The sequence below is a fragment of the Parapedobacter defluvii genome (genome assembly GCF_014642075.1).
GTDB lineage: Bacteria > Bacteroidota > Bacteroidia > Sphingobacteriales > Sphingobacteriaceae > Parapedobacter > Parapedobacter defluvii.
The window spans coordinates 985,350-1,010,964 of record NZ_BMIK01000001.1; the positions used below are offsets into that span (position 1 = coordinate 985,350).

The following is a 25,615-nucleotide window of genomic DNA, read 5'->3' on the forward strand; positions in this document are numbered from 1 at the left end:
GAAAAGTATTTTGAAACGGGTAAACAAGCTAATTTGAACCTAACATAAACCTACTTTATGCAATAAACGCTTAACCTTGCTCAAAAAAGCGGACGGAAGAACCCTTTCGATGACTTATGGGCTGAGGAAAGGTAAAAGTTGTGCCGTCTTTTAGATGGTTAAAGACTGGAAGGGAGTAATATCGATTTTTGTGATAGCGGTCGGCGCCATAGCTGACTGCTTTCTCACCTATTATTATGGTAGATTATGCAAGATATGACGACACCCAGTTAGTCGCGTTGCTGCGTGAACGAGATAAACTGGCATACACCGAAATTTATACCCGGTTTTGGCCTATATTGTTCCGTCATGCCCTGCGCTTGTTGCGCGATGAAGACGAGGCTACCGACGTGGTGCAGGATATCTTTGCTGTACTTTGGGAAAAGGCGACCGCTCTGAAGTTATCAGGTACGCTTGCGGGTTACTTATATAGCGCAACGCGCAACCGGGTAATCGACCGGATTGCTCGGCATAAGACAGAGCAATATTACCTGAATTCCCTGGAAGACTATCTCAAGCAAGGCACACCCGCTGCCGACGACGCGTTGATTGCCGCAGAGCTTGCCCAGCAGATCGAACGGGAGGTGGCCAAACTGCCTAAGAAGATGCGGCAGATCTTTGCTATGCGGCAGCAGGCCCAGCATTCCTACCGTGAAATCGCTGAATCATTAGGTACAACCGAAGGCAATGTTAAGAAGCAGCTTTACAACGCGATGAAGCTCCTGAAGTCCAAATTCCACATATGGTTTCTTGCCGGGATTTGGCACCTGCTCAGTTTTTGGTTCCGTCATTTCAATTAAAAGCAAAAATCTGAAACTTTTTCTTCCACTTTTAACGATCTCAACCGTCATATAGATAAACAGTAAAAAATAAATGGAAAAAGCGCGTGCGAGGGAGCTTTTGGAACGGTATCGAGACGGCAGATGCAGCGATGCTGAGCGTCGCCAGGTGGAAAGCTGGTATCTGCAGATGGCAGATACGATGAGCGATGCGGCGCTTACCGAGGCGGATTATGCGCGCGTAGACAAGAACTTGCGGAGCAGGTTGCCCGAAATGCAGCAAACGAAGGAGAAGCGATTACGTTCGCTGCTACCTTATGCCGCCGCATTAGCCATTGTGTGCCTTTCAACCTGGTGGTTCATAACTAATCGCCCGGCGGAGGGAGGTCTTGTTATGAGGGGCGCTACGGAAGACATCCTGCCCGGCGGCAATCGGGCTTTTCTTACCCTGGCCGATGGGAATACGCTCGAATTGAGCGAAACGCAACCGGGGATTGTCATAGGAAACGATGGGGTTTCGTATACAAACGGCAGCACGGTGGTTGATGATCCATCCTTAGCCACGCAGATTCAAACGCTTACTGTACCTAACGGTGGCACCTATCAGTTGACACTGCCGGACGGTTCAAAAGTTTGGCTCAACGCTGCATCTACATTGAGATACCCCGGTCGCTTCGATGACAGTGAGCGCGTTGTCGAACTCGATGGAGAAGCCTATTTTTCTGTCTCGAAGATCAGGAATAGACAGAATGGGCAAACTGTGCCATTTAAGGTGTTGTCCGCTGGTCAGGTCGTTCAGGTATTAGGCACGGAGTTCAATGTTTTATCCTACGCGGATGAGCCTGAGGTCAAAACAACGTTGGTAGAAGGTAGCGTGCGTGTAGGAACTCCTGTTGGAAATACGTCCGTTGTGCTCCTGCCGGGAGAACAATCGAGCGTGTCTACCCAAGGAGTGGTAAAAAAAGCGAAAGTATCCCTAAAAAAAGAAATCGCATGGAAATCGGGCGTGTTCTATTTTGAAGAGACCACCTTCGCTGAATTGATGCGTCAGGCAGGTCGGTGGTACGACATTGAAATCCGCTATATAAACGATGTGCCGCAGGCGTCGTTCAGCGGGGTGATGAGCCGTCAGGTATCGCTAAAGACCCTAATTGAGTTTCTGGGTGAATCGACAGCAAAGTTTACGCTGAAAGGCAAGACCTTAACAATCGATTCCGATATGCATTAAAATTAGTTGCTAACCTATTTTAACCCATCAATGATGAACAGGAAACCTACATAAACAACAGTGTAAAACAAAAACAGGGAAGTGTTGAAGCCACCACCCTGTTTAGTTTGGATAAGCCAATTTTTAACCGGAGTTAACAGTTTTATTATAAACCTACCCGCTCACAAACTTAAAGAATTTCTGTGGTTTGTGCGCGTGGTATCTAAAAAGAAGTAATGTTAGTTACATCTCTTTCGCGTACCAAAGCTAACGAACATATAAGCCCTATATTCCTGGTTATGAAAATAACTACAGCTTTGTTACTACTTGGTGCATTGCATGTCAGTGCCCATTCTTTGTCGCAGACCATTACGCTGGACGCAAAGGACAAGCCCATCAAGCAAATTTTTGAAGCGATTCACGAGCAAACCCAGTTTGGTGTCATTTACAACGACCAAAAAATCAATCCAAATCAAAAGGTCACGGTGTTTGCGCAACAGATGCCGTTGGAAACGTTCCTGAAGGAAGTGCTGTCCTCGCGCAACCTTTCCTATCGGATCATGGAGCAAACCATTTTTGTGCAGGCCGGATTGGCCCATGAAACCGTTGGCAACCCCACGAAACCCGGAAAAGTTGGGCAACGCACGGTAAGCGGAACCGTCATGGATCAACAGGGGAATCCGCTGGAGGGTGTAACTGTAAAAGTAAAGGAGACCCCCTATGGCACCACCACAGATAGCGATGGGAATTACCAGCTGGCCGTGCCGGCCGCCGGAAGTGTGCTGGCATTTACCTTTCTAGGGTATGAACCTGTGGAGACAGCGATCGGGACAGAATTAACGATCGATATTACGATGAAACCTTCATTAAGTGATTTGGATGAAATCGTCATTATCGGATATGGAGCGCAAAAGCGCGAGATGGTCACCAGTTCCATTGCAACGGTCAAATCAGACGCGTTTAACAAGGGCGTAATCAGTGACGCGTTGACCCTTATAGCCGGTAAGGTCTCCGGCTTGTCAATTACGCGGCCGAACGGCGCAGACCCAAACGCAGAAGCTGACTTTTCGCTGCGGGGAGCGGTGTCTGTGGAGGGAAACCCCCAGCCATTAATCGTTATAGACGGGGTGCCGGGGGCGGATATCCGCTCCATTGCACCGGGGGATATTGAGTCTGTTGATGTGTTACGTGATGGCTCGGCAGGCGCTATTTATGGTTCGAGGGCCAATGCAGGCGTAATCATCATCACGACAAAAAGAGGCATTCCCGGTGCTACGCGGGTGAGTTACTCCGGATACGCATCGACCGAGACCATTGCAAAAAAATATGATGTGCTCACGGGTAGTGAGTTCAGGGAGCAGCTCGTCGCATTGGGCGATGTCAGCGCCCGTGATAAAGGCAGTGATACCGATTGGTTTGATCAAATGACACGTACACCCACCAACCACGGCCACAATTTGTCACTGAGCGGAGGGTATAATAAAACCACGTTCAACGCCACGCTGAACTATCAGAACTTCGAAGGGATTGATCTGGCAACAAGGCGTGAACTCATCAACGGCCGCCTGCAACTGAATACGAAAGCGCTTGACGACAAGCTCGACTTTTCGCTGATGCTAGCCAACGCATACGAAGACAAATCCTTTGCACATTATTATGGCTTTGGGCAGGCGCTTAAAATAAACCCTACCTATCCGGTTTTTGATGAAAATGGCGACTATTTTGAGTCGCCCGAATTTGGCGATCAATGGAACCCGTTGGCCGATACCCGGCTGACCACCAACGACCAAAAGGAAAAGCGGCTCCTGGGTACGGTAAATGTAAAATATGACATATTGCCCTCACTGACCGCCGGAGTTAATTACTCGCTGACCAAAACGGATTTATTGGGAGGTAGCTATACCAACACGGCGTTACGGTGGATGCAGACCAGTGGGTTGAACGGACAGGCTTCGCGCAGCGTAGATAATACCACAAATAATATTTTGGAGACCACACTGGCGTTTACCGAAGATTTCGACGATCATCACGTAAACGCAGTAGTGGGGTATTCTTATCAAAATGAATTCAATGAAGGAGTAGGTGCCGGAAACAATAACTTTCTAACCGACGTCTATTCCTATTATAACCTCGGCGCGGGGGGCGCAATATTCAATTATTCCCCCGGAGCGCAGCGTGGAGGTGTGTTTGTAAGCAGTTACGCGCAAGAGCAGGCCCTGATTTCTTATTTTGCCCGTGTTATTTATGATTATAAAGACCGTTACCTGCTCAACGGTTCGATAAGACGGGAGGGCGCATCCAAATTTGGCGATGACCATAAGTGGGGAACATTCTGGGCGTTGTCGGGTGGGTGGATTCTCAGTCGAGAAGCATTCATGGATGGTGTAAGCATGGTTAAAAGCCTGAAGTTGAGGGCTGGTTATGGCGTGACCGGCAACCAGCACAGCCTGCAGCCCTATCAGTCGTTAGCCACCATCGGTCGACTCGGGCGTGCTTACTTAGGTATACCCGGCAGTGGCTATTGGCTGGACACGTACGGGCCTGATATTAACTCCAATCCCGACCTCCGGTGGGAGACCAAAAAAGAGTTGAATGTTGGCGTGGATTTCACCGTGTTCAACAACGGATGGCTGAATGGTGCTTTTGATTATTACAACCGGAAAATCAGTGCCTTGGTAGGCAATTACTATGCGCAGGTACCCGCCGCTATTTGGCCGCTGATATTTGCCAATGCCGGCGAACTCGTCAATGAAGGTTTGGAACTCACGCTAAATGGAGCACTGATAAAAAACGAATCATTTGACTGGCAATTGACATTGGTTAGCGCGTATAACCGCAATGAGGTTACATCAATCAGCAGCGAACAGTTTCAGGGAACTGCCCATGATGTTTCTGACATTGGTATTGGAAACATCCAACGCATTGTAAACGGCCAACCTATAGGTGTATATTACGGCAGACGGTACGCGGGTTTAACGGACGATGGTAAATGGCTTTTTCTGAACCGTGCGGGTGAGTCGGTGACCGCAGACGAAATCAGCGGCGATGACTATGCTTATCTGGGCAACAGCATACCTAAGTTTAACATATCGCTTACCAATAACGTCACGTACAAAAGGTTTGATCTTTCGGTATTGCTGCGCAGCGCGTTGGGTTTCAAGGCAGTGAATGCCAACCGTATTTTCCATGAAAACCGGACATCGTTTCCCAGCAGCAACGTATTTCGAAGCGCATTTGACACGCCGCTGAACGATGCGCCGCTGTTTTCGGACTACTACCTGGAAAACGGCAGCTACTTGAAAATAGACAACGTAACGCTGGGTTACTCCATCCCGTTAAAAGGAAATTCGCACCTGAAGAAACTAAGGGTATCGGCCACGGCAATGAACCTTTTCACCATCACAGGCTTTTCAGGAATGGATCCGGAGTTGGGTATTAATACTTTCAACTATCCCGGTATCGAACAGAATTCCAACTACTACCCGCGCACGCGCAGCTTCACTTTCGGAGTGGCTGCTGATTTCTAATATCATAATAAGAAGAGTCATGAAAACAGCAATAGTTAAGAAATGCGGTTTTTTCGCCGTAGCTACGATAGGATTGATGGCGTTGTCATCATGCAGTGAGCTGGACGAGGTGGTTTACAGCAAAGATACCTCATCCAATTTTTATTCAACATCCGGACAAGTCATAGCCGCTTGGAACCTTCCCTACAGCTTTCTGCAAGGGATAACCTACAGCGTGCATTTCGCCATGGAGGAATTTCCAACCGACGAGGCGGCTGCAACGACCAAGTCTGGCCAGGGCTATGAAAACGGTACATGGGAACGCTTTCATAAACACACCTGGACATCCCAAGAACCATTTATCAAGTATGAGTGGAGCAATATTTTTCAGGGCATCGGCTATTGTAACAGTTTCCTGGACGCGATGGAAAACAGGGATCTGAGTGGTTTTCAGCTGCCCGTCAGCAAAGCGCAGATGGTGGCGGAAATCCGGCTGATGCGGGCGTTTTACTATTATTGGGCAATCAATGCCTTTGGAAACGTGCCCATCGTCACGCAGGTGGGGATACCATCGAGCCCTCCAACGGCGCCTCGGGCTGAAGTTTTTGAGTTTATCGAAACCGAAATCCTGCAAAATATCGATCAGCTTGGGGAGAAAGGCGATCCCACATGGTATGGACATTTCACCCGATCTGCCGCCAGGGCGCTTCTTGCCAAATTGTACCTGAATGCTGAAGTCTTTTCGGGTACGCCCCGTTGGGAAGACTGCATTGCCCAGTGTGATGCACTAATCAACGAGGGGCTGTATTCGCTCGATGAGACGTGGGATGCTCCTTTCAGGGCGTATAACGATAACAGCGCGGAAAATATCTTCGTGGTCGTATATGATGCCAATAATGCGCCGGGGTTCAATGCGCACGAACAGCAGCTGCACTCGGCACATAACCAGACGTATGACCTGCAATACTGGCCGTGGAATAAGATCGTCACCCAGGAGTCGTTTTACAGGCTGTACGGCGAAAACGATTTCCGTATCAATCAATGGCTGGCAGGGCCGCAGTATTATACCGAAAACGGCGAACAGCAACCGGTTTACGGATGGGATGGTCAGCCGCTGGTCATCACACCGGAGATCACCCAGTTTGTCAATATGGCGGGAGGCGACGGTCAGGGCGTGCGTAACATCAAATACGAAGTAGAAGCCGGAGTTCAGGCAAATATGAATAACGACCTGGTCATTTATCGCCTCTCGGATATTTATTTCATGAAGGCCGAGTGCATTATGCGGCTGAATGGCGGCATGGCCACGGCAGAAGCGGTCGATCTCATCAACGAAGTAAGGGCTCGGAGTTTTGCCGAGGGCGACCCCGATGCATCGTATACCATCGCCACACTGACCATGGATGAACTGCTGGACGAACGCGGACGTGAGTTTGCGTACGAAATGAAGCGCAGGGAAGATCTGATACGTTTCGGGCGGTTTAACGACGCTTGGTGGGAGAAAGCAGCGAGCGATGAAACAAAGCAGTTATACCCAATCCCAATGGAGATCTTGACAACCAATCCGGGCTTGGTGCAGAATGACGGCTATTAAGCGCATATTTCACAGAATAACGAATGAACTGAATAATCTTAGTTGCATGCATCAGCACATCAAATCTTGTTTCTATAGTGCCGTATTCGGCGTCGTATTTTTATTTGTAAGTTCCTGTTCGGAAGGCACCAAGCCGGATTTTAGTGGCTGGGAGGTTGCCGGCGGGAATGCGACATTAAACAAATATTCCACGCTCGACCAGATTGATACGGCCAATGTACATTTGCTTGAAATCGCGTGGCAGTATCACACAGGTGATGCAGACACGGCTGCGCACTCCCAGATCCAATGTAACCCCATCGTTGTCGATGGCGTATTGTACGGCACATCGCCGCAGCTGAAACTGTTTGCCATAGACGCGGCCACGGGCGAGGAGAAATGGACCTATTCGCCATTTGAAACGATTGAAGGCGACCGGGAAAGCCATTTTGGACTCAATAACAACCGCGGTGTGGCCTACTGGACGGATGGCAAGGGAACCAGCCGGATATTCTTTGGTGCCGGTCCTTTTTTGCATGCGGTGGATGCCGATACCGGCAAACCGGTGGAAACGTTTGGCGTTAATGGCAGGAAAGATTTGCACGACGGTCTTGGGGAGGAATTTGCCGATCTGTTCATTACCAACACCTCCCCGCCTTCGGTTTATAAAAACCTGGTGCTCTCGGGCACCCGCGTATCCGAAGCCATGGATGCAGCGCCTGGGCATATCCGGGCGTACGATGTACACACCGGGGAAATCAAATGGATGTTTCGCACCATACCCCGCGCAGGAGAGCCCGGGTCCGAGACGTGGGATGATCAGGAGGTGCTGAAATGGACTGGCGGGGGCAATAACTGGATGGGGATGACCATCGATCACGAACGCGGAATCGCGTTTGTACCCACCGGATCGGCTGCGATGGATTTTTATGGCGGCAAGCGTACCGGCTCGAACCTGTATACCGACTGTTTATTGGCGCTGGATGCGGCGACGGGCAAGTTGCTTTGGCATTTCCAATACATCCATCACAATACGTGGGACTGGGACCCTTCGTCTGCACCGGTACTGGTGACGGTCAACAAGGATGGCAGAGACATTGACGCCGTAGCGCAAACGACCAAAACGGGTTTCGTTTTTGTCTTTAATCGTGAAACCGGCGAATCGCTGTTCCCCATCAAGGAAATGCCGGTAGATACGGATACCGAACTGGAGGGCGAGAAGCTGTGGCCTACGCAGCCATTCCCGCAGAAGCCCGCTCCTTTTGTCCGCCAGTCGTTTACCGAAAAGGACATCAACCCCCATTTATCCGAAGAGGAGTATGAAGATGTACGGCAGCGGCTTGCATCCTACAAAACCGGAAAAATGTTTATGCCCCAATCCAAGCAGGGTACCGTTATCTTTCCGGGGTTCGACGGCGGCGCGGAATGGGGCGGTCCGGCATTCGACCCCACCACGGGCTTACTCTATGTAAACGCAAACGAAATGGCCTGGATACTCGAAATGTGGGAGGCTGAAGAAGAAGAAGAGCACGCCATTACGTATAAAGAGGCCGGACAGGCCCTTTACCAGCAAAACTGCATGGCTTGCCATGGAGCAGACCGCAAAGGCAGCGGCAACTATCCAACGCTTATTGGTATCGATGCGCGCTATGATGCCAAGGCATTCACCGAGTTCATCGAGGCGGGCCGCGGCATGATGCCGGCATTCCGGCATCTCGCGGACGAAGAGAAGGAAGCGATTGCTGCTTACGTGCTGAACCTGCAAGACGACCTCAAAAAGCCTTTTCAACGAAGAGAGGCTTCGCCAATTGAGGCGTTCCGTAAGCTTCCCTACAACATTTCGGGGTATAATAAGTTTCTAAGTAAATCCGGCAATCCAGCCATTGCGCCACCATGGGGAACGCTGAACGCCATCAACTTGCATACCGGTGAGCATGTGTGGAAAACCGTATTAGGCGAAGAAGCGTGGCTCAAATCTCAGGGTGTGGAAGAAACGGGTACCGAAAACTATGGCGGCCCCGCTATTACCAAGGGCGGTCTCCTGTTTATCGGCGCCACCAAAGACGGCAAGTTCAGGGCCTTCAATAAGCGTACGGGCGAATTGCTCTGGGAAACCACCCTGCCCAATGCGGCATTCGCTACACCCGCAATTTATGAAATGGGGGGCAAACAATTTGTGGTGATTGCGTGCGGTGGCGGCAAGCTGGGCACTAAATCCGGTGACGCGTACGTGGCGTTTGCGTTACCAGATAACGTAAGAAACCAATAGCATGGAATTACTTCACAAACAGTGCCGCCGATCGTTTATCCGTTCAGCAGCCATGCTGTCCGGAGCCATGCTGTCGCAACCGCTGCTCTCTGCCGCGCCCATGGGTGGGCAAACGGTATTAAGTGGGCATCTCTGGGTATACGCAAGCCGGTTTCCGCCCCATTGGGATTGTACGCCGATTCTCGACGAAGTATTCAGCGACCTGAGCAGTGCCGGGCTGCAGGGGGTAGAACTCATGGAGTCCGTCTTAAGGCGGGAGGATGCCGTGCCCAGGCTTAACGCGTTGGTAAGCCGCTATTCGCTGCCCGTTACGGGTACGTCCTACTACGGCGACATGTGGGATGCCGCGCAGCGGCAGCAAATACTGGACGATGTGGAGCTTATCGTCACGCGCCTTGCAGCATTAAACGCTACACATATCGGGTTGACAGTGGGAGATGCCGGCCGCCGAAAGACGGACCAAGAGCTGGACACCCAGGCGCAGGTGCTGGCTGAGGTGCTGGATATTTGCAAGCGCTATGGGATACAACCCAATATGCATAACCATACCGTAGAGCTCATGGATGACGGGCGTGATCTGAAGGCGATGATACGCGGGGTACCCGAGCTTAAACTCGGGCCGGATATCAACTGGCTGATGCGGGCGGGTGTGGACCCTGTTGCTTTTATCTACACCTATGGGGACAAAATCACGTACCTGCACCTGCGCGACCAGAACAGCGCCGGGCAATGGACCGAAGCTGTAGGCGACGGTGTGACCGATTTCCCGGCCATTGCCAATGCATTGCGCGAGGTGGGATTCACAGGAGATGCAGCCATAGAGCTTGCGTTTGAGGGTACACCTACTGTACCGGTTAAAGCCAGTTGGGTGCGGAGCCGCCGGTATGTGAAGAAGATTTTTAACTGGTAGCAGGAGCTGAGTATGAAAATAGCAGGAGATAAGGAAAGCCAGTCCACCGGCGCACCCCATTTGAATGTAGGTGCAAAGGACAACGTTTACGATGCCATTGTAATCGGATCGGGCATATCGGGAGGTTGGGCTGCCAAAGAATTGTGCGAAAAAGGACTGAAGACATTGGTGTTGGAACGCGGCCGGAATGTTGAGCATATCAAAGACTACCCAACGGCCTATCAGCATCCGTGGGAACTTCCCCACCGGGGCCAGGTGCCGCAGAAGGTGCAGGAAGAAAATCCGATAGCCAGTAGCTGTTATGCCTTCAATGAATCCACCGCACATTTTTTTGTGAAGGATAAGGAGCAGCCCTATACGCAGGTCAAACCTTTTGACTGGATACGGGGCTACCAGGTAGGGGGAAAGTCGTTGATATGGGGTCGGTGGACACAGCGGTGGAGCGATCTGGACTTTGAAGCCAACGCCCGGGATGGTATCAGCATAGATTGGCCGATACGCTATAAAGACATTGCACCTTGGTATTCCTACGTGGAACGGTTTGTTGGGATCAGCGGCAACCGGGATGGTATTCCCCACCTGCCCGATGGCGAATTTCAGCCACCGATGGAAATGAACGTGGTGGAGAAACATTTGAAAAAACGCGTGGAGGAAACCTACCGCGACAGACATGTCATCATCTCCCGGACGGCCAATTTGACGAAAGGCCTGCATGGCCGGGGGCCGTGCCAGTACCGTGACCTTTGCGCACGCGGATGTCCGTTTGCCGGCTACTTTAGCAGTAATTCGGCTACGCTCCCGGCCGCTGCGGCCACGGGAAATCTGACGCTGAGACCTTTTGCCGTTGTCCATTCATTGATCTATGACGATCAACAGCAGCGAGCTACAGGGGTAAGGGTTATTGATGCCCAAACCAAAGAAACATTTGAGTACTATGCCAAGGTCATCTTTATAAACGCCGGTACCCTTAATACCACTTTGCTGCTCATGAATTCCACCTCTTCGCGGTTTCCGAATGGCTTTGGAAACGATAGCGGTGTGCTGGGGCATTACCTGATGGACCACAATTACCGCGGGCATGTGGAAGGACAGTTCCATGGGTATCAGGACCGTTATTACTACGGCAGAAGGCCCACCGGCATTTACATACCCCGGTTTCGTAACGTGGGTAATGATGTGCAGCAACACTACCTACGTGGTTTTGCGTTCGCTGCGGGCGTGACGCGGAGAAGTGGCAATGTACGCGAAGATGGTATCGGCGCGGCATACAAAGATGCACTTACGGAGCCAGGCGTCTGGGATGTATGGATGAACGGCATGGGGGAGTGCCTGCCAGATTACGATAACCACGTGACGATAAGCCCAACGAGAACGGACGAGTGGAGCATGCCACTACTCGAAATTGATTGCGAATACAAGACCAATGAGCTGGCCATGCTGGATGACATCCTGAATACCGGGCGCGAGATGCTAGAAGCAGCAGGTTTTTCCGAGGTGTATGCATACGACTCGAACCAGCATCCCGGACAAGGCATCCATGAGATGGGCACCGCCCGGATGGGGCGCGATCCGAAAACCTCGTTTTTAAACGGCAATAACCAGGTGTGGGCTTCGCCAAATGTATTTATTACCGATGGTGCTTGCATGACGTCAAGCGCCTGCCAGAACCCCTCCTTGACCTATATGGCACTGACCGCCCGCGCAGTGGACTTTGCAACGTCCGAGCTGAAAAAAGGAAATATTTAAACCATTTAATCAATAGATACAGCTTATGAAAAATCTAAGCACCTATCACGTTGGTTTACTGCTTTGCTATGAATGTGACGTACGATTCGCACGAATAGTGGCTGGTGTAACAAAGCATTTTCTGGTGCAAAAGCCATGAACTGATTACAAATTATTTATAAACTAATATGCGAAAGAAACTACTTGATAGATTCGCTTCATACCGGTACCTATACACGACAGCACTTGGCCATTTTTACATCATAGTCCTATTGGTATCTGCCGGCCCCAGTTTTGGCCTTTCCAATGCAATCACCATTCATAAGGAAGATGCCGTGGTCTGGTTGCCAGAGCAAGAGATCCGTGGCCATGCGGAAGGGTTTGGGGGGGAAGTCCTCACCGTACATCACAACGACTCATCATTTACCATAACGGCAATGCCCGACGGTACGTTTTCGTTCCCCGTGGAAGTCGTCGGACGGAGCGTCATTTCCGTTTGGGGTCCAAAAAATGGGCGGACCTACCGCTCGGATGAACTCGTACTCACGCTTGGCTACGCACCTTTTCCGTTGGTCCGTCCGATAGCTCAGGTAAGGGGTGATACGGTGACCTTAAGTGTGGACGTGACTGAAACGTTCCCCGCGTCGGTTTCTTACCGTTGGGAGGCCGCATCGGGCAATCCCGCCACGAGCGCCATCTACAGCATACACCACGGCGAGGCGAAGGCGCGTATACCGGAGACTTTCGGGGATTACTACTTCAATCTATGGGCAATAAGCGGTGGCGATTCGTTGCGTTTCCAGACGTATGTCACTCGGAATGCCGATGGCATCGCTGCTTTTGAGTTAGCGAAGACCAAGCCGTCATGGCTGGAGCAGGCGATTGTTTATCAGGTTACCCCCTCGGCTTTTACTGAAGGAGGGAGCCTGGCAGATGTCACGGCAAAGCTGGACGAGATCGCCCACTTGGGGATCAATACGATTTTGCTTCAACCGGTGTTCGCCACCCACGATGGCGGCCAGGGGTATGACATCATTGACTATTTTTCAGTGCGCGAAGATATCGGCGGTGCAAGCCAACTGCGCGAGTTCATTGCTCAGGCCAGGAAACGAAAAATGAAGATCGTACTGGATTTTGTTCCGAATCATACATCCGTGCACCATCCGTATGCACAGGATGCAATTACCCACGGTAACCGTTCGCACTATTACAACTTTTACCAGCGTGAGCTGGATGGTGCGCCCTACGGATCCAACTATCACCGCGATGCAAACGGGTTTATTTATTATTTCTGGGAGGGCATGGTCAACCTGAACTACCACAACCCTGAGGTACAACGGTGGATGATTGCCGCATGCACCCATTGGGTGCGCACGTTTGATATTGATGGTTACCGTTTCGACGCCGTCTGGGGCTTAGCTGCGCGTAATCCCGACTTTCCGAAACGGCTGGTCGCTGCGTTGAAGAGCGTAAAACCTGAACTGCTGTGTTTGGCCGAAGACAAAGCGTCTGTAAAGGAACCGTTCCAAATGGGGTACGATGCGGCGTACGACTGGACCACCGATACCAGCTGGGTATCGCAGTGGTCATGGGAAACAAATCATCACGAGCGCCACAGCGAAACGGTGTTCAACTACCCCACGGCAAGTAAGAGGACAACGCTGTTGAAGAATGCACTGTTTAATCAGAAAATGTATGGGCCGATGGTCCGTTTCCTTGAGAACAATGATTTGCCACCCTTCTTGTCTTCCCACAACCTGGAACAGACGAAAATGGCAGCAACGTTGCTGTTTTCCTTGCCCGGAATCCCGATGATTTACAATGGGCAGGAAATTGGAAATCTTAAACATCCATATGACGATAAGCCGATTTTCCGGTCTGGAAACACCATCGGCCAGTTGGACAGCGTGGGCTTGTTTCCATTTTATGCCAAACTCGCCAAGTTGAGGACAGCGCACGCCGTGTTGCGAAGCGAAAATATGAGGGAATGGCTACCCTCACAGGTCTCAAACCTACTATGCATATACCGGTGGACAGCGACACAGCATGCGTTTACGATAGTTAACCCCCGGGAAAACGCTTCCGCATTTCAGTTCGAAATCGATGCATTGAGGGCTATTGCAGGCAATGCCGACAATCTAACCTTGGTAGATTTAATCACCGACGAACGTTTTACCTCGATAACGGATAACGACAACCGATTATTGAATATACCGATGCCCGGCTATTCTACTAGGATATTATATCTTTCTAAATAAGAATTGACTTATCCGTTTAATAAATAAACGTGAAGTTTTTGATACTATACATAGACGCATAAAAATGAGGATCGAGGCCCTGCACCCGCGGGGTTCGAGTGGCTCGATATCAATGATCATGTAAACAGTGTGATTACATGGCTGCGCAAAGGTCTTGACGGCGAGGGTGGCCTGATTTTTATAGCCAATTTTACGCCAAGCCCCGATTCTTCCCGTTTCGGGGATTTGTTTTTCTTCCCGTCTCTTGTTTTTACGTCCATAGCTCATATAACAGAAATGGGGCGGGGGTATCGTATGCATACTTCACCATTGCGGTCATCGAATCCGTCGTGTTCACGGTATGCTAAAAAGTCCGTAGCTATTCAGGCAACTTCTTGATTTTCCTCAGGCTTTTGTTGGCTTGGGCCAGTTTTCTAGGAGCCAAAACTTTGCCCTTCAACTTATTCAGCTGTTCGTCAATCGTAATTGTCACTTTGTTACCAAGGACAACGTCTTCAATCTTCACTGCCTTTTTCATGATATACAAAATTACGATTTTTTCCTTTTAATGAGAAATCCCTTAGCTGCCAGTTTTTTATCAAACATGACAAACTGTGTGCCATCGGTGGTTTGCGAGTAGATATTGAATGTCTCAGCAAGTGTGGTATAATTTAGGCTAATGGCCATTCGATACAGCCGGGTCCGTTCAACGGTGCTTCCCTGAAAGTAGATGTAACGTTGCGGGTAGCGTTTTGTGTATTCCAGTACAGCGGCCACTACCGTGGCCAATATCTTATTTCTGTCGCCATTATCGCTTACGCTATAATCGTCTACCTCGCCATCCTCATCCACATCACCGAAAGCCAAATTATATACGCCATCCAAATCTGTAGGCATAAAAACAATTCGTTTTTTAATTACTCCCTTTCTGCCCTCGCAATGACCTCCCTCTTTTATCCGCTGGTCTACGCGCAACCGAGATTCCTCAAAACTTTTCAGTGCGATGAATACAAACGATGTATTATAACCGTTTTGCTTGAATCTTTTGACAGTTTCAATTATTTCGTCGTCCCTAAGATTGCTTTCAACCGTAAAGTCACTCCCGGCTGAGATTGCTTCGCGCACGGCATTTTCAAAAGCATAGTTCAGCGCATGATATAAATTCTCCTCAGGCAGGTCGGGCTTCCGTTCTTCCAGTTTTCAATTCTATGTCCGGATCAAAAATAATCGCCCCTGCCCTAGATAGGTATGTGGAAAAGCTACTTTTTCCGGCACCGTTCGGGCCGGCCACAAGTATGAAGTGCTTCGATGTCAAGGTTAGGTTAGGGTACTTAATCTTCGCGCTTTGATCTCATCAAAGGCCGGTGCTAATTTTAAACACAACTCTTCATCTGACAAATCTACTACAGAATTATGCAGACCACCTCCCTTGACGGAATCATCGACTTTATATTGGATGCCCATTCTATCCAGAAGTTCGGTTAACGTCTTTATGTCTTTTTTCTTCGCTACTGTTGCAGTAATTGCTGTCATACCCGATAGCATTAATCAACACATACAAACTTACCAAAAAAATCATTGTATCTTCTAATACCATTCATCGAAAGGAAAAGGTGATCGACAATACTATCGATCCCGTTTCACGCCGATGATTATGCCCGAAGCCCAGTGTTGTTTGACCACCCACAGATCTTGTCTGCCTTCCAGTCGTTCGATGAGCGCAATCGCCTTTTCCTGATGTCCCTCCGGCCAGTTCGCCTGCGGGAGCATGTCATCAACAATATAAAGGCCTCCCGGTCGGAGCATGGCCAAGACTTCATCTAATAGAAGGTATTTGCCATGCCAGGTGTCCGCAAAGATGTAGTCAAAAGATTTGGTTGAGTTCGATGTCACCCAATCAGCACCATCGGCGAGCTCAAGCGTCAATCGCGGGTCTTTACCCAGGTGATTGCGAGCAATATTCAGCAACGTCTCATCATTGTCAAACGAAATCAGGGATGAATGCTTATCCATTCCGTCCAGTATCCATGATGTTGCCAACCCCGACCCCGTGCCTAACTCCAAGAAATTCCCCGCAGGCTTGGAGGCAGCGAGAGCACGTAGCAGCGTGCATGTTTGTACTTCCGATGGCATGGTGAAGCCCTGACGCTCCGTTTCTTCCGCAATAGCCCGATAAGCGGGTGGTAATACTTGTTGTGTTATATTATTCATTAGTAGTTATGTCAAAAAGATCATCGAGCGACGCTGAAAACGCTGACCATCCGTTTGATGATATTTACGCTTTGTTGCAATTTTGCCCATAAAAGCTAACTTTGGAAATATAACTGTGCGTCTCAAGTAATAAGGGGACGCATTTCAAACAGGCCACCAGCAGATTGCCGACATCCCCCTTGTTGTAATGAGCGAATATTTGAAGTCACTTTTCCGATGCATCTTCGCGTAAAATTTAATGGCGAAAAAATCACCTTCGTGATAATCTTAGGCTTCTCTTGGTTTTTCCGCTGAGCTTCAGCCTCTACGTCTACTGCTTTCCCCCTGATGGTATCCGCATTTAGTCTAACAGGCTTAACGTCTTTTAACGGGGTCCAGTTCAGTCTATCTCCTTTTGCTTTCTTTTTTGTAGTCTCAAGTTGCATAACCATTAGAATTTTTATACTGCCTTTGCCGGATGTTATTTGCTTCGACAACAGTAAATGCATTTTCAAATGAAATCCCTGTATTGTTCATCAGATGCTGAAGCATTCGGCCGGCGAATAAGGGCTCAAGACCCTTGTCTCGAAAATAAATGACCGATGGAGGATTGTCCAGACCATAGCGGTAAATGATTTCACCGTAATCACTGTCGAACGTCAGTATGATGCGTTGTTCATTTTGGGCTACGGCTACCACCTCGTTGTCGGATATTCCGAACATCTCTTCGGCTATACTTTTTACATCAAAGCCTAACTCGCGTAATAATTTAGTGCTCGGCAACGGAAAATTCTCATTGGCAAGAAACTTCACATTAGGCGGTTTTGGTGAACGAAAAAAACAGCTCGTTTTTCATGCAATCCCTCAGATAAGCAAATACCGCTTTAATGTGGTCGGTTTTCAACTGTGGATAGCTCTCAAGCAGCTGCTGTTCAGACCAACCCGAAGACAGCAATTCGAGAATCAGTTCAACAGATATACGTGTTCCTTTAATAGTGGGTTTACCAATCAAAATATTCTTATCCGATACAATATAGTCTTGCCAAATCATGATTGCAAACGATTAAACTATGAATTATCACAAATATAGTGATAATTGTTTAAGAACTGAAAGAACCATTAGCTGCTTTGAGCTTCCCTTCCTGTACCAACTCCCCCAATACCTCCTCCAAAACCTTCTCTTCTTCCTTACCATCGATATACATGTGTTTCGCTGTATCAAATAACGACTTCGGCTCGTTGAAAAATCCAGTAACGGTAGATATCAGATTTGAGCAATTGTTAGCTACAATCAAGAAATTGCCTGCAGCCAAAATCAAGCAATTGAAGTCAGCACTGGATGAGGGCTATATCAATGCAAAGGCCAGCGAGGAATTGTCGGATTTCCAGAATTACCTTCTTGGTGGCCCAGTAATGGATGCTGAACAGTATGCGCAGTTCAAGGAAAATAGAAAACATTTCAGCACATGGAGACAACGGTAGTTTGTCTAGACACCTCTATACTGATTGATTATTGCCGGAAAAAAGATAAAAGGAAAAGTGCCTTTTTTCAATTAACTAATCGTTTCAAACTATTTTCAGTTTCGATAGTTACGGAATAGAATTCTTAATTTCGTTCCTAGGTTTAGGTTGATAGCCCCTAATCCCATTGGGGCGGATTCCCGTTATCTTTCAGGTAACGGGTTTCTTTTTATCACCCCATTGTCTTTTTAACATATCTTAACAATCCTGCTGTAACAAAGCGGGGCCGGGATGCGTTATATGGTCAGTTAGTAAAATTTATAAAATTGTCTTTTCATAATTTAGGTTTATAATTGGTTAGTTAGCAAGCCCCGATTCTCCCCGTTTCGGGGCTTTGTTTTTCTATTGTAGGCTGCAAAGCACAATTTATGATTATCCCATTACCGGTTTCCTACGAATGGCGCTGTATAAGTTGGTCGCTTCCGAAATGGAATAGAGGTGTATGCCGGTTGGTGGGCTATGTGTCCAAAGGCGGATCGTTGTCGTTCCGCTTTCGGAATACATGGCAGCCATCTGTGCGAATGAGCTTGGCGTGATACATCAGGAATTGAAAAGGCTGTCAACCTTGTTCCAGTATTGTCCGGTGTGGGCCATTGGCGCTAAATGACGAGGAGGGAGGTACACGATGTCAACGGAAGATGCACAACATATTGAACAGGTTTTCCTAATAATGATGTTCCTTTGAAGTAAGCATGGCAAAATTCTGGTATGATATTTACTATTAATTTGCATAAAAAATGCAAATATTATGTTAATTTCATTTTTATAATTATTTTTTGTATCTTTGTATGTATAAAACGGATATATGTTAATATCATTTGCAGTTACGAATTTCAGGTCAATAAAGGAACGGGTTGAGTTGGATATGGTTAAGACGGGTCTGAAAGGATTTGATTCGAATTTTTTCAAAGCTCCGAATAAGAAGAAGCTTCTTAAATCATCAGTCATATATGGTCCCAATGCGTCTGGTAAAAGTGGGTTTCTGAGGGCTTTCAAAGCATTGGAGTATTTAGTCAGTCGTTCAGATGAATTTAAGCCCGACGAGTTGATAGAACCATACGAACCTTATCGGCTGGATGTTTCATGTTTAGATAAGCCTGTTGAGATTGAAGCGTCTTTTATCACCAATGGTATTCAATATGATTATACGGTGATATATGCTGCCGATAGAATCATTGAGGAGGAGCTCAATTTTTACCCTTCGGGCGCTCGTGCCCTACTTTTCCATAGGATAGGGGGGCAGGAAATCAAGTTTGGTGATGCGTACCGTGGGCTCAAAAAGAATTTGGAACGACAAGTATTACCCAATCAATTGTTTCTTTCCAAGGCAGCGGTCAATAATGTGGAGGTGCTATTAAGTCCCTATCGTTTCTTCTCTAATCAAATTCGCATTTATCCTTTTATTCAGGAATTTCGTGAGAACAGCCTTACTCGACTTTATGCCAAGCGGTTAGCCGAAAATAAGGATTCTGCATTTTCTAAGCGGTTTAATGCCCTTATTTGTGCATTAGATACCGGCATATCAGCGGTTGAGGCGGAAGAAGTAGACTGGAACAAAGTTGTTTTTCCGAGTGGCATTCCGGAAGAAATGATAAAGCGTACGAAATCAGGTTTTAAGTACGATATCAAGACAGTTCATTATCTATACGATGGGCCAAAGCAGGTCGGCATAGATAAGTTTGATGTAAGGCTGGAGTCTACAGGTACCCGAAGTTTGTTTGTCGTTGCGGGTATTATATTAGATGTGCTTGAAGAAGGTCGGGTTTTGGTGGTTGATGAATTTGAGAAGAATCTGCATCCAGCCATCACGCAGTATTTGATCAGATTGTTCCACAACGATGTCACCAATCCCCGAAATGCCCAGCTCATACTTGCCACACATGACGTAACCCAACTGTCCAATGATACTTTTAGGAGGGATCAGGTTTGGTTTACGGAGAAGAATGAATACGGAGCCACAGATTTATTTCGCTGTTCAGATCTGAAAGGTATACGGCTCAACACACCGTTGGATAAATGGTATGTGTCCGGAAAGTTCGGTGCCACACCTATCATTGATGATGCGGACTTTTTAATTGCTATGCAGGAGGATGGTAGTGAGGAGGGTTAACAAGCGTATACTGATACTCTGCGAGGGTATGACCGAATACCTATATGCTTTGGCGCTCCAGCGGGAGCTTCCAAAGCCATTGCGGCGGTCAGTTGCGATTGATATTGACCACAGCAGCAAAAATGACCCGTTGCACTTACTGAACGAAGCTATGAAACGCGCAAAGGCGGCGAAAAGAGAACGAAATCCTTATGATACGGTTTGGCTGTTTTTCGATCATGACAATAGCCCACATCTACAGAAGGTTTTTGAATTGGTAGAAAGAGAGCAATACCATATCGCATACACGGCTATTTGTTTCGAACATTGGCTCGTCCTTCATTACGAGAACTGTGGGCGGGCGTTCCAAAATGCCGACGAGGCGATGAGGTATCTTAAAAAGCTTTGGCCCGAATACCATAAGACTAAGTCGAAGGCTTTCGAAGTGTTACGGGATAAGCTGAAAGTGGCTATAGCGCGGGCAGATGTGTTGATGAAAAATCAGGATGCTGAAATGCCAGCATACATGCGGAATCCGCACTTTACGATTCCGGCGCTGGTGCGGTATTTTGAGCTGTTAAAAGAAAAGGAATAATTGTAGTGAATTGCCTACAGTATGGTTGGATGTTAATAACTTCCATAACCAGTCTTAGAAAAGGATGGTTATATTTGTGCTAATAGATTTAGGTGGAGATGATTATAATATAATAAATATAGTAAATATGGATAGCAGCTAAAGACAAGTGGGGAGGTTTATAAAAAATAAAGTCCGGATGCGTCAACACCCGAACCCTAAAATTATAAATCGCCCGCGCCTTACGAAAGGGTAGAACGATAGAATTGTTGTGTTAGAACATGCGAAGTTAAATATTGTTTTGAATTTTCAAAGCAATTATCTCGTTACCTTTTTCCTTCTTAAGCGCCACGGGGCCTTCTGACCGTGCCAAAGACGACTAGATTTTTGTAACATGTCCGTGCATCGATGATTTGATCATTGGTCCAGCCACTGGGTCAGGTTGTTTCTTGGTCGATGTTTGAGCGGGCGCATTTTTAACAAAATTATCTTTTGAGCTATGGCTGGAAATGGCAAAACAGGTGACAATAGACGTCACGGATACGTCGGTGGACGTACACAATCCCATAATCCAAGGACAGGGTTATGGACGAAACGAGATACAGATACCGGTCAATTTATAGATACAAAAACATCCGGTGGTAAATTTAAGGGAATAATGAGAAAGGAGAAATAAAATGGCTGTTTATATTTTAAGCTACGATCTCAATAAAGAGGGGCAGGACTATGAAGGTTTATATAAGGAGCTTAAGAATTCGCCCTCGTGGTGGCATTATATAGATTCGACATGGCTGATTTCTACTTCCGAGACTGCTGAGCAACTCTATGCCAGGATAGGAAAGCACATCGATAAAAATGATTACGCATTAGCGATCGAAGTCCGGAGGAATTACGAAGGCTGGTTGCCCAAAAAGGCTTGGGAATGGATCAGAGAACACATAGGATAGAAGCATTTAATGACAAAAGAATGAAAGGAAATAAAATTTTTAAAATACTTTCAATAGATGGCGGAGGAATTAAAGGCTTATATTCGGCGTCTATTCTAAAGAAATTCGAAGATACTTTTGGGTGCTTGACTACAGACCGTGTTGATATGGTATGTGGCACATCAACTGGCGGATTAATAGCATTAGCCATAAGTCTAGGGATACCTGCGGCAGAAATTTGTGATTTTTACGTTCAGAAAGGAAAAGATATCTTTCCTCCACACAGATTAAAAATTCCATTACTTGGATATATCGATTTGTTTTCCCTAAAACAAGCTTTATTTTGGGGAAAATATTCCGGACGAGGTCTAAAGCAATCTTTGAATGATATTTTTGAAAATAAGCGAATTGGGGATTCAAGAAATCTTTTATGTATCCCAAGCTATTCTGTGACTAAAGCGCGTCCCCGAGTCTTTAAGTACGACCATAGAGAGGGCAAGTTGAGTACGGACAATTCATTGCTGATGAAAGATGTAGCCTTGGCAACATCTGCGGCACCGACCTATTTACCATTGGCCGAAATAGCTGCTCTATCAAAGGAACAGTTTGTAGATGGCGGTGTTTGGGCTAATAACCCAACACTAGTTGGTTTACTCGAAGCATTGATGTGTTTTGTCGGCAAGGGGAAAGAATACGATTCGATTCAAATATTGTCCATTAGTAGTCTTTCTATTACGGAAGGCAGAGAAACAGGATTGAGGAAAAGAAGGTCCTTCATGGGTTGGAAGTCTGCTTTGTTTAATACAACATTAAGTGGTCAGGCTTTTTTTACCGAATTTTTCATGGACAAAATAGGTGAAATAGGAGATGTAAATATTGATTACTTAAGAATACCTAGTGATAGCTTGTCGAGAGCACACGAAAGCCTAATTGATCTAGACGTTGCAAACGAAAAGGCATATAACCTTATGCGGATAAAGGCAGCATATCAAGCTGCTATCTTTGAGAAACAGGAAAAAGTGATTAACTTTTTTACTACACCAAAAACTTATATTGTTTAATTATGGCAGATCTACATTCAACATTTCTGGAGTTTGATGATATTATCAAACTCAGTTCAGACAAGAAAAAATCACTAAGAACTTCTAGAAATTCGATTCGAGAAGATATTCGAGACTATTTTGATGAAAATCGAGATAAACATACTGTTAGCTTTAAGGGGCAAGGCTCTTTTCTAATGAACACCACAATTGAGCCACTGTCAGGCGAGTACGATGTGGATGATGGTGTATACATATTTGGCAAAGAGGAAGATAAGCCGACCGTGCAGACTGCTCACAATTGGATTTACAATGCGGTGAAAGATAGGACAAGCTCTGAACCATTGGATAAAAATACCTGTGTTCGGGTCATCTATAAAAAAGATTACCACGTTGACCTGCCTATTTATTACAAGACGGATAAATCCGATGACCAGTTTATCTTAGATGATGAGGTTCCATTATTGGCTCACAAAAGTAAAGGGTGGATAGAGAGTGACCCTTACGCTTTCAAAAAGTGGTTTGACGACGAGACCAAAAACAAGCCCCAATTAAAACGTATTGTGAGGTATTTAAAGGCGTGGTCGAATAAAAAGCAAGAAGATAATAGTTCATTGCGGTTTCCTAGCGGTATGGTATTTACAATCCTTGCCTCGGAAAACTACGTTTCAAACGGACGAGATGATAAGGCGCTGCTTGAAACTTTAAAAGCTATACAGCAGAGTATTGATGATATAAAGTTTTTATCTGCGAACTATTTATGCTATCGTCCGACGGTCGATATGTATGAAAATTTGCTAGACAAATATTCTTCCCAAAGTACTAAATCAAGTTTTCTAAATGCACTTGATAGCTTTATAAACTCGGGAGAGCAAGCCGTTGAATTGGAATCAAAAAAAGACGCTTGTGCCAAATGGCAAAAGCATTTGGGAGATAGATTCCCATGTTCTAATGTCAAGGATAACAATGCTGAGTCGTCGGCAAAAGTTTTTGCATCACCTGACATCATAAAACGCGATAATAAATCTGCTTAATGGTAGACAAGATATTTGAGGCGGTAGCTAGGACCGAAAACTGTGAAACTGTACGCGATGTTAGCTCCTTGAGGAATAAAAACCTTAAGGAGTTTGATCATGTGATTATTGTTGATACTGAGGTAACTCTTGGTGGTAAGCTTCGAGAAATAAAACTATATATTGCTTTACCATTTAATCTGCGAGTAAATTTGCCAAAGATTTTTATTGACGAAGAATCATATGCGCCTATCAAATATATCCCGCATGTAAATAGTGATCTTAGTATCTGCATGCAGGATGAGTCCGAAAACTATTACTATTCCCTTGCTGATCTTCCTACTATTGTATTGGACTTTGTTAGGCGAGCAAAGGAAATAATCAGAATTAAGGATGATGCCGAGGAAATGAGAGTTGAGTTTGAAAGAGAGTTTCAGGCTTATTGGTCCGTCAAATATTCAACGAAGGATGAGATACTTTTGACGGGATTCTCTTTGATAGATGAAGATTCTAACGAAGAAGTTAAAGCTATTAGGCTGAAATCAAAAATTGGTGTTTATGAGTACGTAATATTCAATAGCGATAAAAGATTTGAATCTTTAAAGCACTATCTCGAAAATTGCCAAATTCGTTATACAGACACACCAGTTTTTGAAGTCAATTATGAGCAGATTGAACCTCCTTTTGATTTAAGCTATTTCAATTCGGCAAGATACTTAGCAGAAATTGATGCAGTTAAATTGCTTAGGAGTTCTTTGAATCAATCCAAGGGAAACGATTGTCTGTTCATTTTTCGAAATGCTCACAATGAATTTTTTGGGTGGATGTATCCGAAATTTAATATCCTTCCTGCCGGATATAGAAAAAAGAGCAATTGGGAAAGGCTAAATTTAAATCCTGCTAGGAACTTTTCTGTGAAAAGGATTGCATTCTCAAATTTAAATCAGGAGAGACTGTATAGGAGAACTGCTGGAGAACTACCAGAAACAGTTCATTCCGTTAACGTGATTGGTTTGGGGAGCGTTGGTTCAAACTTGTTACATTTCCTGTCAAAAGCCCAAATAGGAGAATATCATTTGGTAGATAATGATGTTTTTAAGGTCGAAAATGTTTTAAGACACAATTTTAGCTTTAGTTGTATTTCGCACTATAAGACCGCCGTGGCAAAGAGATATTTACTCGACGCTAATCCCTTTATTGCAGTGTCTACACACGAGAAAGATATCACCAAATTGTTGATCGAAGACCCTGCGTTTTTTGAAAGATCAGACTATTCGTTTGTGATTATTGGTGTGAGAAGGACAGAAGAGTATATCTTAGATTATTTAATTGCACGTAGTTCACAGAAACCGGTTTTCATAATTTGGGTTGAACCGTATTTGGCTAGTGGACAAATGATGTATATTACACCAAATAAATTTACAGAAGCAAAAGTTTTGTTGAACGAATATCCATTCCACGTAATAGAACATGGTGATGAGTTGTTTTTGAAAGAAGGTTCTTGTCAGTCAGGTTACTACCCTTATTCAGAAACCTACTTAACCATGTTTTTAAGCCGAATATTCCCTGAGATTTATGGCATTATTGTCAAGGGTGAAAATGCTGATTCAAAGATGTTTAGTTGGATGGGAGATACTGATTTTCTTTTATCAAAAGGTGTGAATATATCGAAGGGAATTTGTGATGCCCCTTATTCTTTAAAAATTACACCCTTTTAACACATGCTTCAAATAATTGAATTAGATTATGTTGGCTACAAAATAGTTATTACTGAAGAAGTTTTAACAAAGATGGTTCGCTATATCCAAATTGGAGTTAAAGACTCGGAATCTGGGGGTGTTTTGACAGGTGTTATACGTGATGGCGAGATACAGGTTAAGAATTGTTCTGTACCTACAAAACATGATAAAAGAAGTAGGTACAATTTCGTTAGGTGTGATACTCCCCAAATACTGGACAACTGCATAAATGTTTAAATTAGCAGTTGAGAATGAAGAAATCAAGAAGAAAGTTTAGT

Annotated in this window: 23 protein-coding genes; 16 read left to right on the forward strand and 7 right to left on the reverse strand. The window is 46.1% G+C overall.

What is annotated here, in order from left to right:
• Positions 1–236 precede the first annotated feature (236 nt).
• From IEX60_RS03730 to IEX60_RS03765, 8 genes are all read left to right on the forward strand, one after another.
• Positions 237–839 (forward strand): RNA polymerase sigma factor, encoded by a 603-nt coding sequence (locus tag IEX60_RS03730; protein ID WP_188747474.1) that lies wholly within the window; start codon positions 237–239, stop codon positions 837–839.
• Positions 840–912: 73 nt separating this feature from the next.
• On the forward strand, positions 913–2,046 hold the full coding sequence (locus IEX60_RS03735; protein ID WP_188747476.1) for a FecR family protein: 1,134 nt from the start codon (positions 913–915) through the stop codon (positions 2,044–2,046).
• 278 nt (positions 2,047–2,324) lie between these two features.
• Positions 2,325–5,552 (forward strand): SusC/RagA family TonB-linked outer membrane protein, encoded by a 3,228-nt coding sequence (locus IEX60_RS03740; RefSeq protein ID WP_188747478.1) that lies wholly within the window; start codon positions 2,325–2,327, stop codon positions 5,550–5,552.
• A 19-nt stretch (positions 5,553–5,571) separates the two neighbouring features.
• Complete coding sequence (locus tag IEX60_RS03745; RefSeq protein WP_188747480.1) at positions 5,572–7,125, forward strand: RagB/SusD family nutrient uptake outer membrane protein; 1,554 nt, start codon at positions 5,572–5,574, stop codon at positions 7,123–7,125.
• Between the two features lie 46 nt (positions 7,126–7,171).
• Entirely contained in the window at positions 7,172–9,373 is a 2,202-nt protein-coding gene (locus IEX60_RS03750; RefSeq protein ID WP_188747482.1) for an outer membrane protein assembly factor BamB family protein, read from the forward strand.
• 1 nt (position 9,374) lies between these two features.
• Positions 9,375–10,283, forward strand: a complete 909-nt coding sequence (locus tag IEX60_RS03755) for a sugar phosphate isomerase/epimerase family protein (RefSeq protein ID WP_188747484.1) — start codon at positions 9,375–9,377, stop codon at positions 10,281–10,283.
• A gap of 12 nt (positions 10,284–10,295) precedes the next feature.
• Complete coding sequence (locus tag IEX60_RS03760; RefSeq protein ID WP_188747486.1) at positions 10,296–12,029, forward strand: GMC oxidoreductase; 1,734 nt, start codon at positions 10,296–10,298, stop codon at positions 12,027–12,029.
• A 167-nt stretch (positions 12,030–12,196) separates the two neighbouring features.
• Positions 12,197–14,266, forward strand: coding sequence for an alpha-amylase family glycosyl hydrolase (locus IEX60_RS03765; protein ID WP_188747487.1), 2,070 nt, complete (start codon positions 12,197–12,199; stop codon positions 14,264–14,266).
• 358 nt (positions 14,267–14,624) lie between these two features.
• Here the strand turns inward: IEX60_RS03765 and IEX60_RS03770 are convergent, their stop codons facing one another.
• The 7 genes from IEX60_RS03770 to IEX60_RS03800 all read right to left on the reverse strand — a co-directional run bounded on the left by IEX60_RS03770 (position 14,625) and on the right by IEX60_RS03800 (position 17,486).
• Positions 14,625–14,783 carry a hypothetical protein gene (locus tag IEX60_RS03770; RefSeq protein ID WP_188747639.1) on the reverse strand — a complete coding sequence of 53 codons (159 nt, stop codon included), beginning with the start codon at positions 14,781–14,783 and terminating at the stop codon, positions 14,625–14,627.
• An 11-nt stretch (positions 14,784–14,794) separates the two neighbouring features.
• Positions 14,795–15,370 (reverse strand): DUF6934 family protein, encoded by a 576-nt coding sequence (locus IEX60_RS03775; RefSeq protein WP_188747489.1) that lies wholly within the window; start codon positions 15,368–15,370, stop codon positions 14,795–14,797.
• A 192-nt stretch (positions 15,371–15,562) separates the two neighbouring features.
• Complete coding sequence (locus IEX60_RS03780; RefSeq protein ID WP_188747491.1) at positions 15,563–15,778, reverse strand: hypothetical protein; 216 nt, start codon at positions 15,776–15,778, stop codon at positions 15,563–15,565.
• A gap of 93 nt (positions 15,779–15,871) precedes the next feature.
• Positions 15,872–16,456: an O-methyltransferase gene (locus tag IEX60_RS03785; protein WP_188747493.1), complete on the reverse strand. Its 585-nt coding sequence runs from the start codon at positions 16,454–16,456 to the stop codon at positions 15,872–15,874.
• 122 nt (positions 16,457–16,578) lie between these two features.
• Positions 16,579–16,881: a hypothetical protein gene (locus IEX60_RS03790; protein ID WP_188747495.1), complete on the reverse strand. Its 303-nt coding sequence runs from the start codon at positions 16,879–16,881 to the stop codon at positions 16,579–16,581.
• The gene (locus IEX60_RS03795; protein WP_188747497.1) at positions 16,871–17,248 is read right to left on the reverse strand and encodes a DUF5615 family PIN-like protein; all 378 of its coding nucleotides are present in this window, start codon (positions 17,246–17,248) and stop codon (positions 16,871–16,873) included. The genes IEX60_RS03790 and IEX60_RS03795 overlap by 11 nt, the downstream gene beginning before the upstream one ends.
• Before the next feature lies 1 nt (position 17,249).
• Entirely contained in the window at positions 17,250–17,486 is a 237-nt protein-coding gene (locus IEX60_RS03800) for a DUF433 domain-containing protein (RefSeq protein ID WP_188747500.1), read from the reverse strand.
• A gap of 152 nt (positions 17,487–17,638) precedes the next feature.
• Here IEX60_RS03800 and IEX60_RS03805 point away from each other — a divergent pair, with 152 nt between their 5' ends.
• From IEX60_RS03805 to IEX60_RS03840, 8 genes are all read left to right on the forward strand, one after another.
• Entirely contained in the window at positions 17,639–17,917 is a 279-nt protein-coding gene (locus IEX60_RS03805) for a hypothetical protein (RefSeq protein WP_188747502.1), read from the forward strand.
• 407 nt (positions 17,918–18,324) lie between these two features.
• A complete protein-coding gene (locus tag IEX60_RS03810) occupies positions 18,325–18,492 on the forward strand; it encodes a hypothetical protein (RefSeq protein ID WP_188747504.1) in 168 nt (55 codons plus the stop codon).
• Between the two features lie 269 nt (positions 18,493–18,761).
• The gene (locus IEX60_RS03815; RefSeq protein WP_188747506.1) at positions 18,762–20,066 is read left to right on the forward strand and encodes an AAA family ATPase; all 1,305 of its coding nucleotides are present in this window, start codon (positions 18,762–18,764) and stop codon (positions 20,064–20,066) included.
• Positions 20,047–20,640: an RloB family protein gene (locus IEX60_RS03820; protein ID WP_262892304.1), complete on the forward strand. Its 594-nt coding sequence runs from the start codon at positions 20,047–20,049 to the stop codon at positions 20,638–20,640. Before IEX60_RS03815 ends, IEX60_RS03820 begins: the two co-directional genes overlap by 20 nt.
• A 656-nt stretch (positions 20,641–21,296) precedes the next feature.
• Positions 21,297–21,566, forward strand: a complete 270-nt coding sequence (locus IEX60_RS03825) for a hypothetical protein (RefSeq protein ID WP_188747510.1) — start codon at positions 21,297–21,299, stop codon at positions 21,564–21,566.
• Positions 21,542–22,606 (forward strand): CBASS cGAMP-activated phospholipase, encoded by a 1,065-nt coding sequence (locus tag IEX60_RS03830; RefSeq protein WP_188747512.1) that lies wholly within the window; start codon positions 21,542–21,544, stop codon positions 22,604–22,606. Before IEX60_RS03825 ends, IEX60_RS03830 begins: the two co-directional genes overlap by 25 nt.
• Before the next feature lie 2 nt (positions 22,607–22,608).
• The gene (locus tag IEX60_RS03835; RefSeq protein ID WP_188747515.1) at positions 22,609–23,619 is read left to right on the forward strand and encodes a CBASS cGAMP synthase; all 1,011 of its coding nucleotides are present in this window, start codon (positions 22,609–22,611) and stop codon (positions 23,617–23,619) included.
• Complete coding sequence (locus tag IEX60_RS03840) at positions 23,619–25,316, forward strand: ThiF family adenylyltransferase (protein ID WP_188747517.1); 1,698 nt, start codon at positions 23,619–23,621, stop codon at positions 25,314–25,316. Before IEX60_RS03835 ends, IEX60_RS03840 begins: the two co-directional genes overlap by 1 nt.
• Positions 25,317–25,615: the final 299 nt, after the last annotated feature.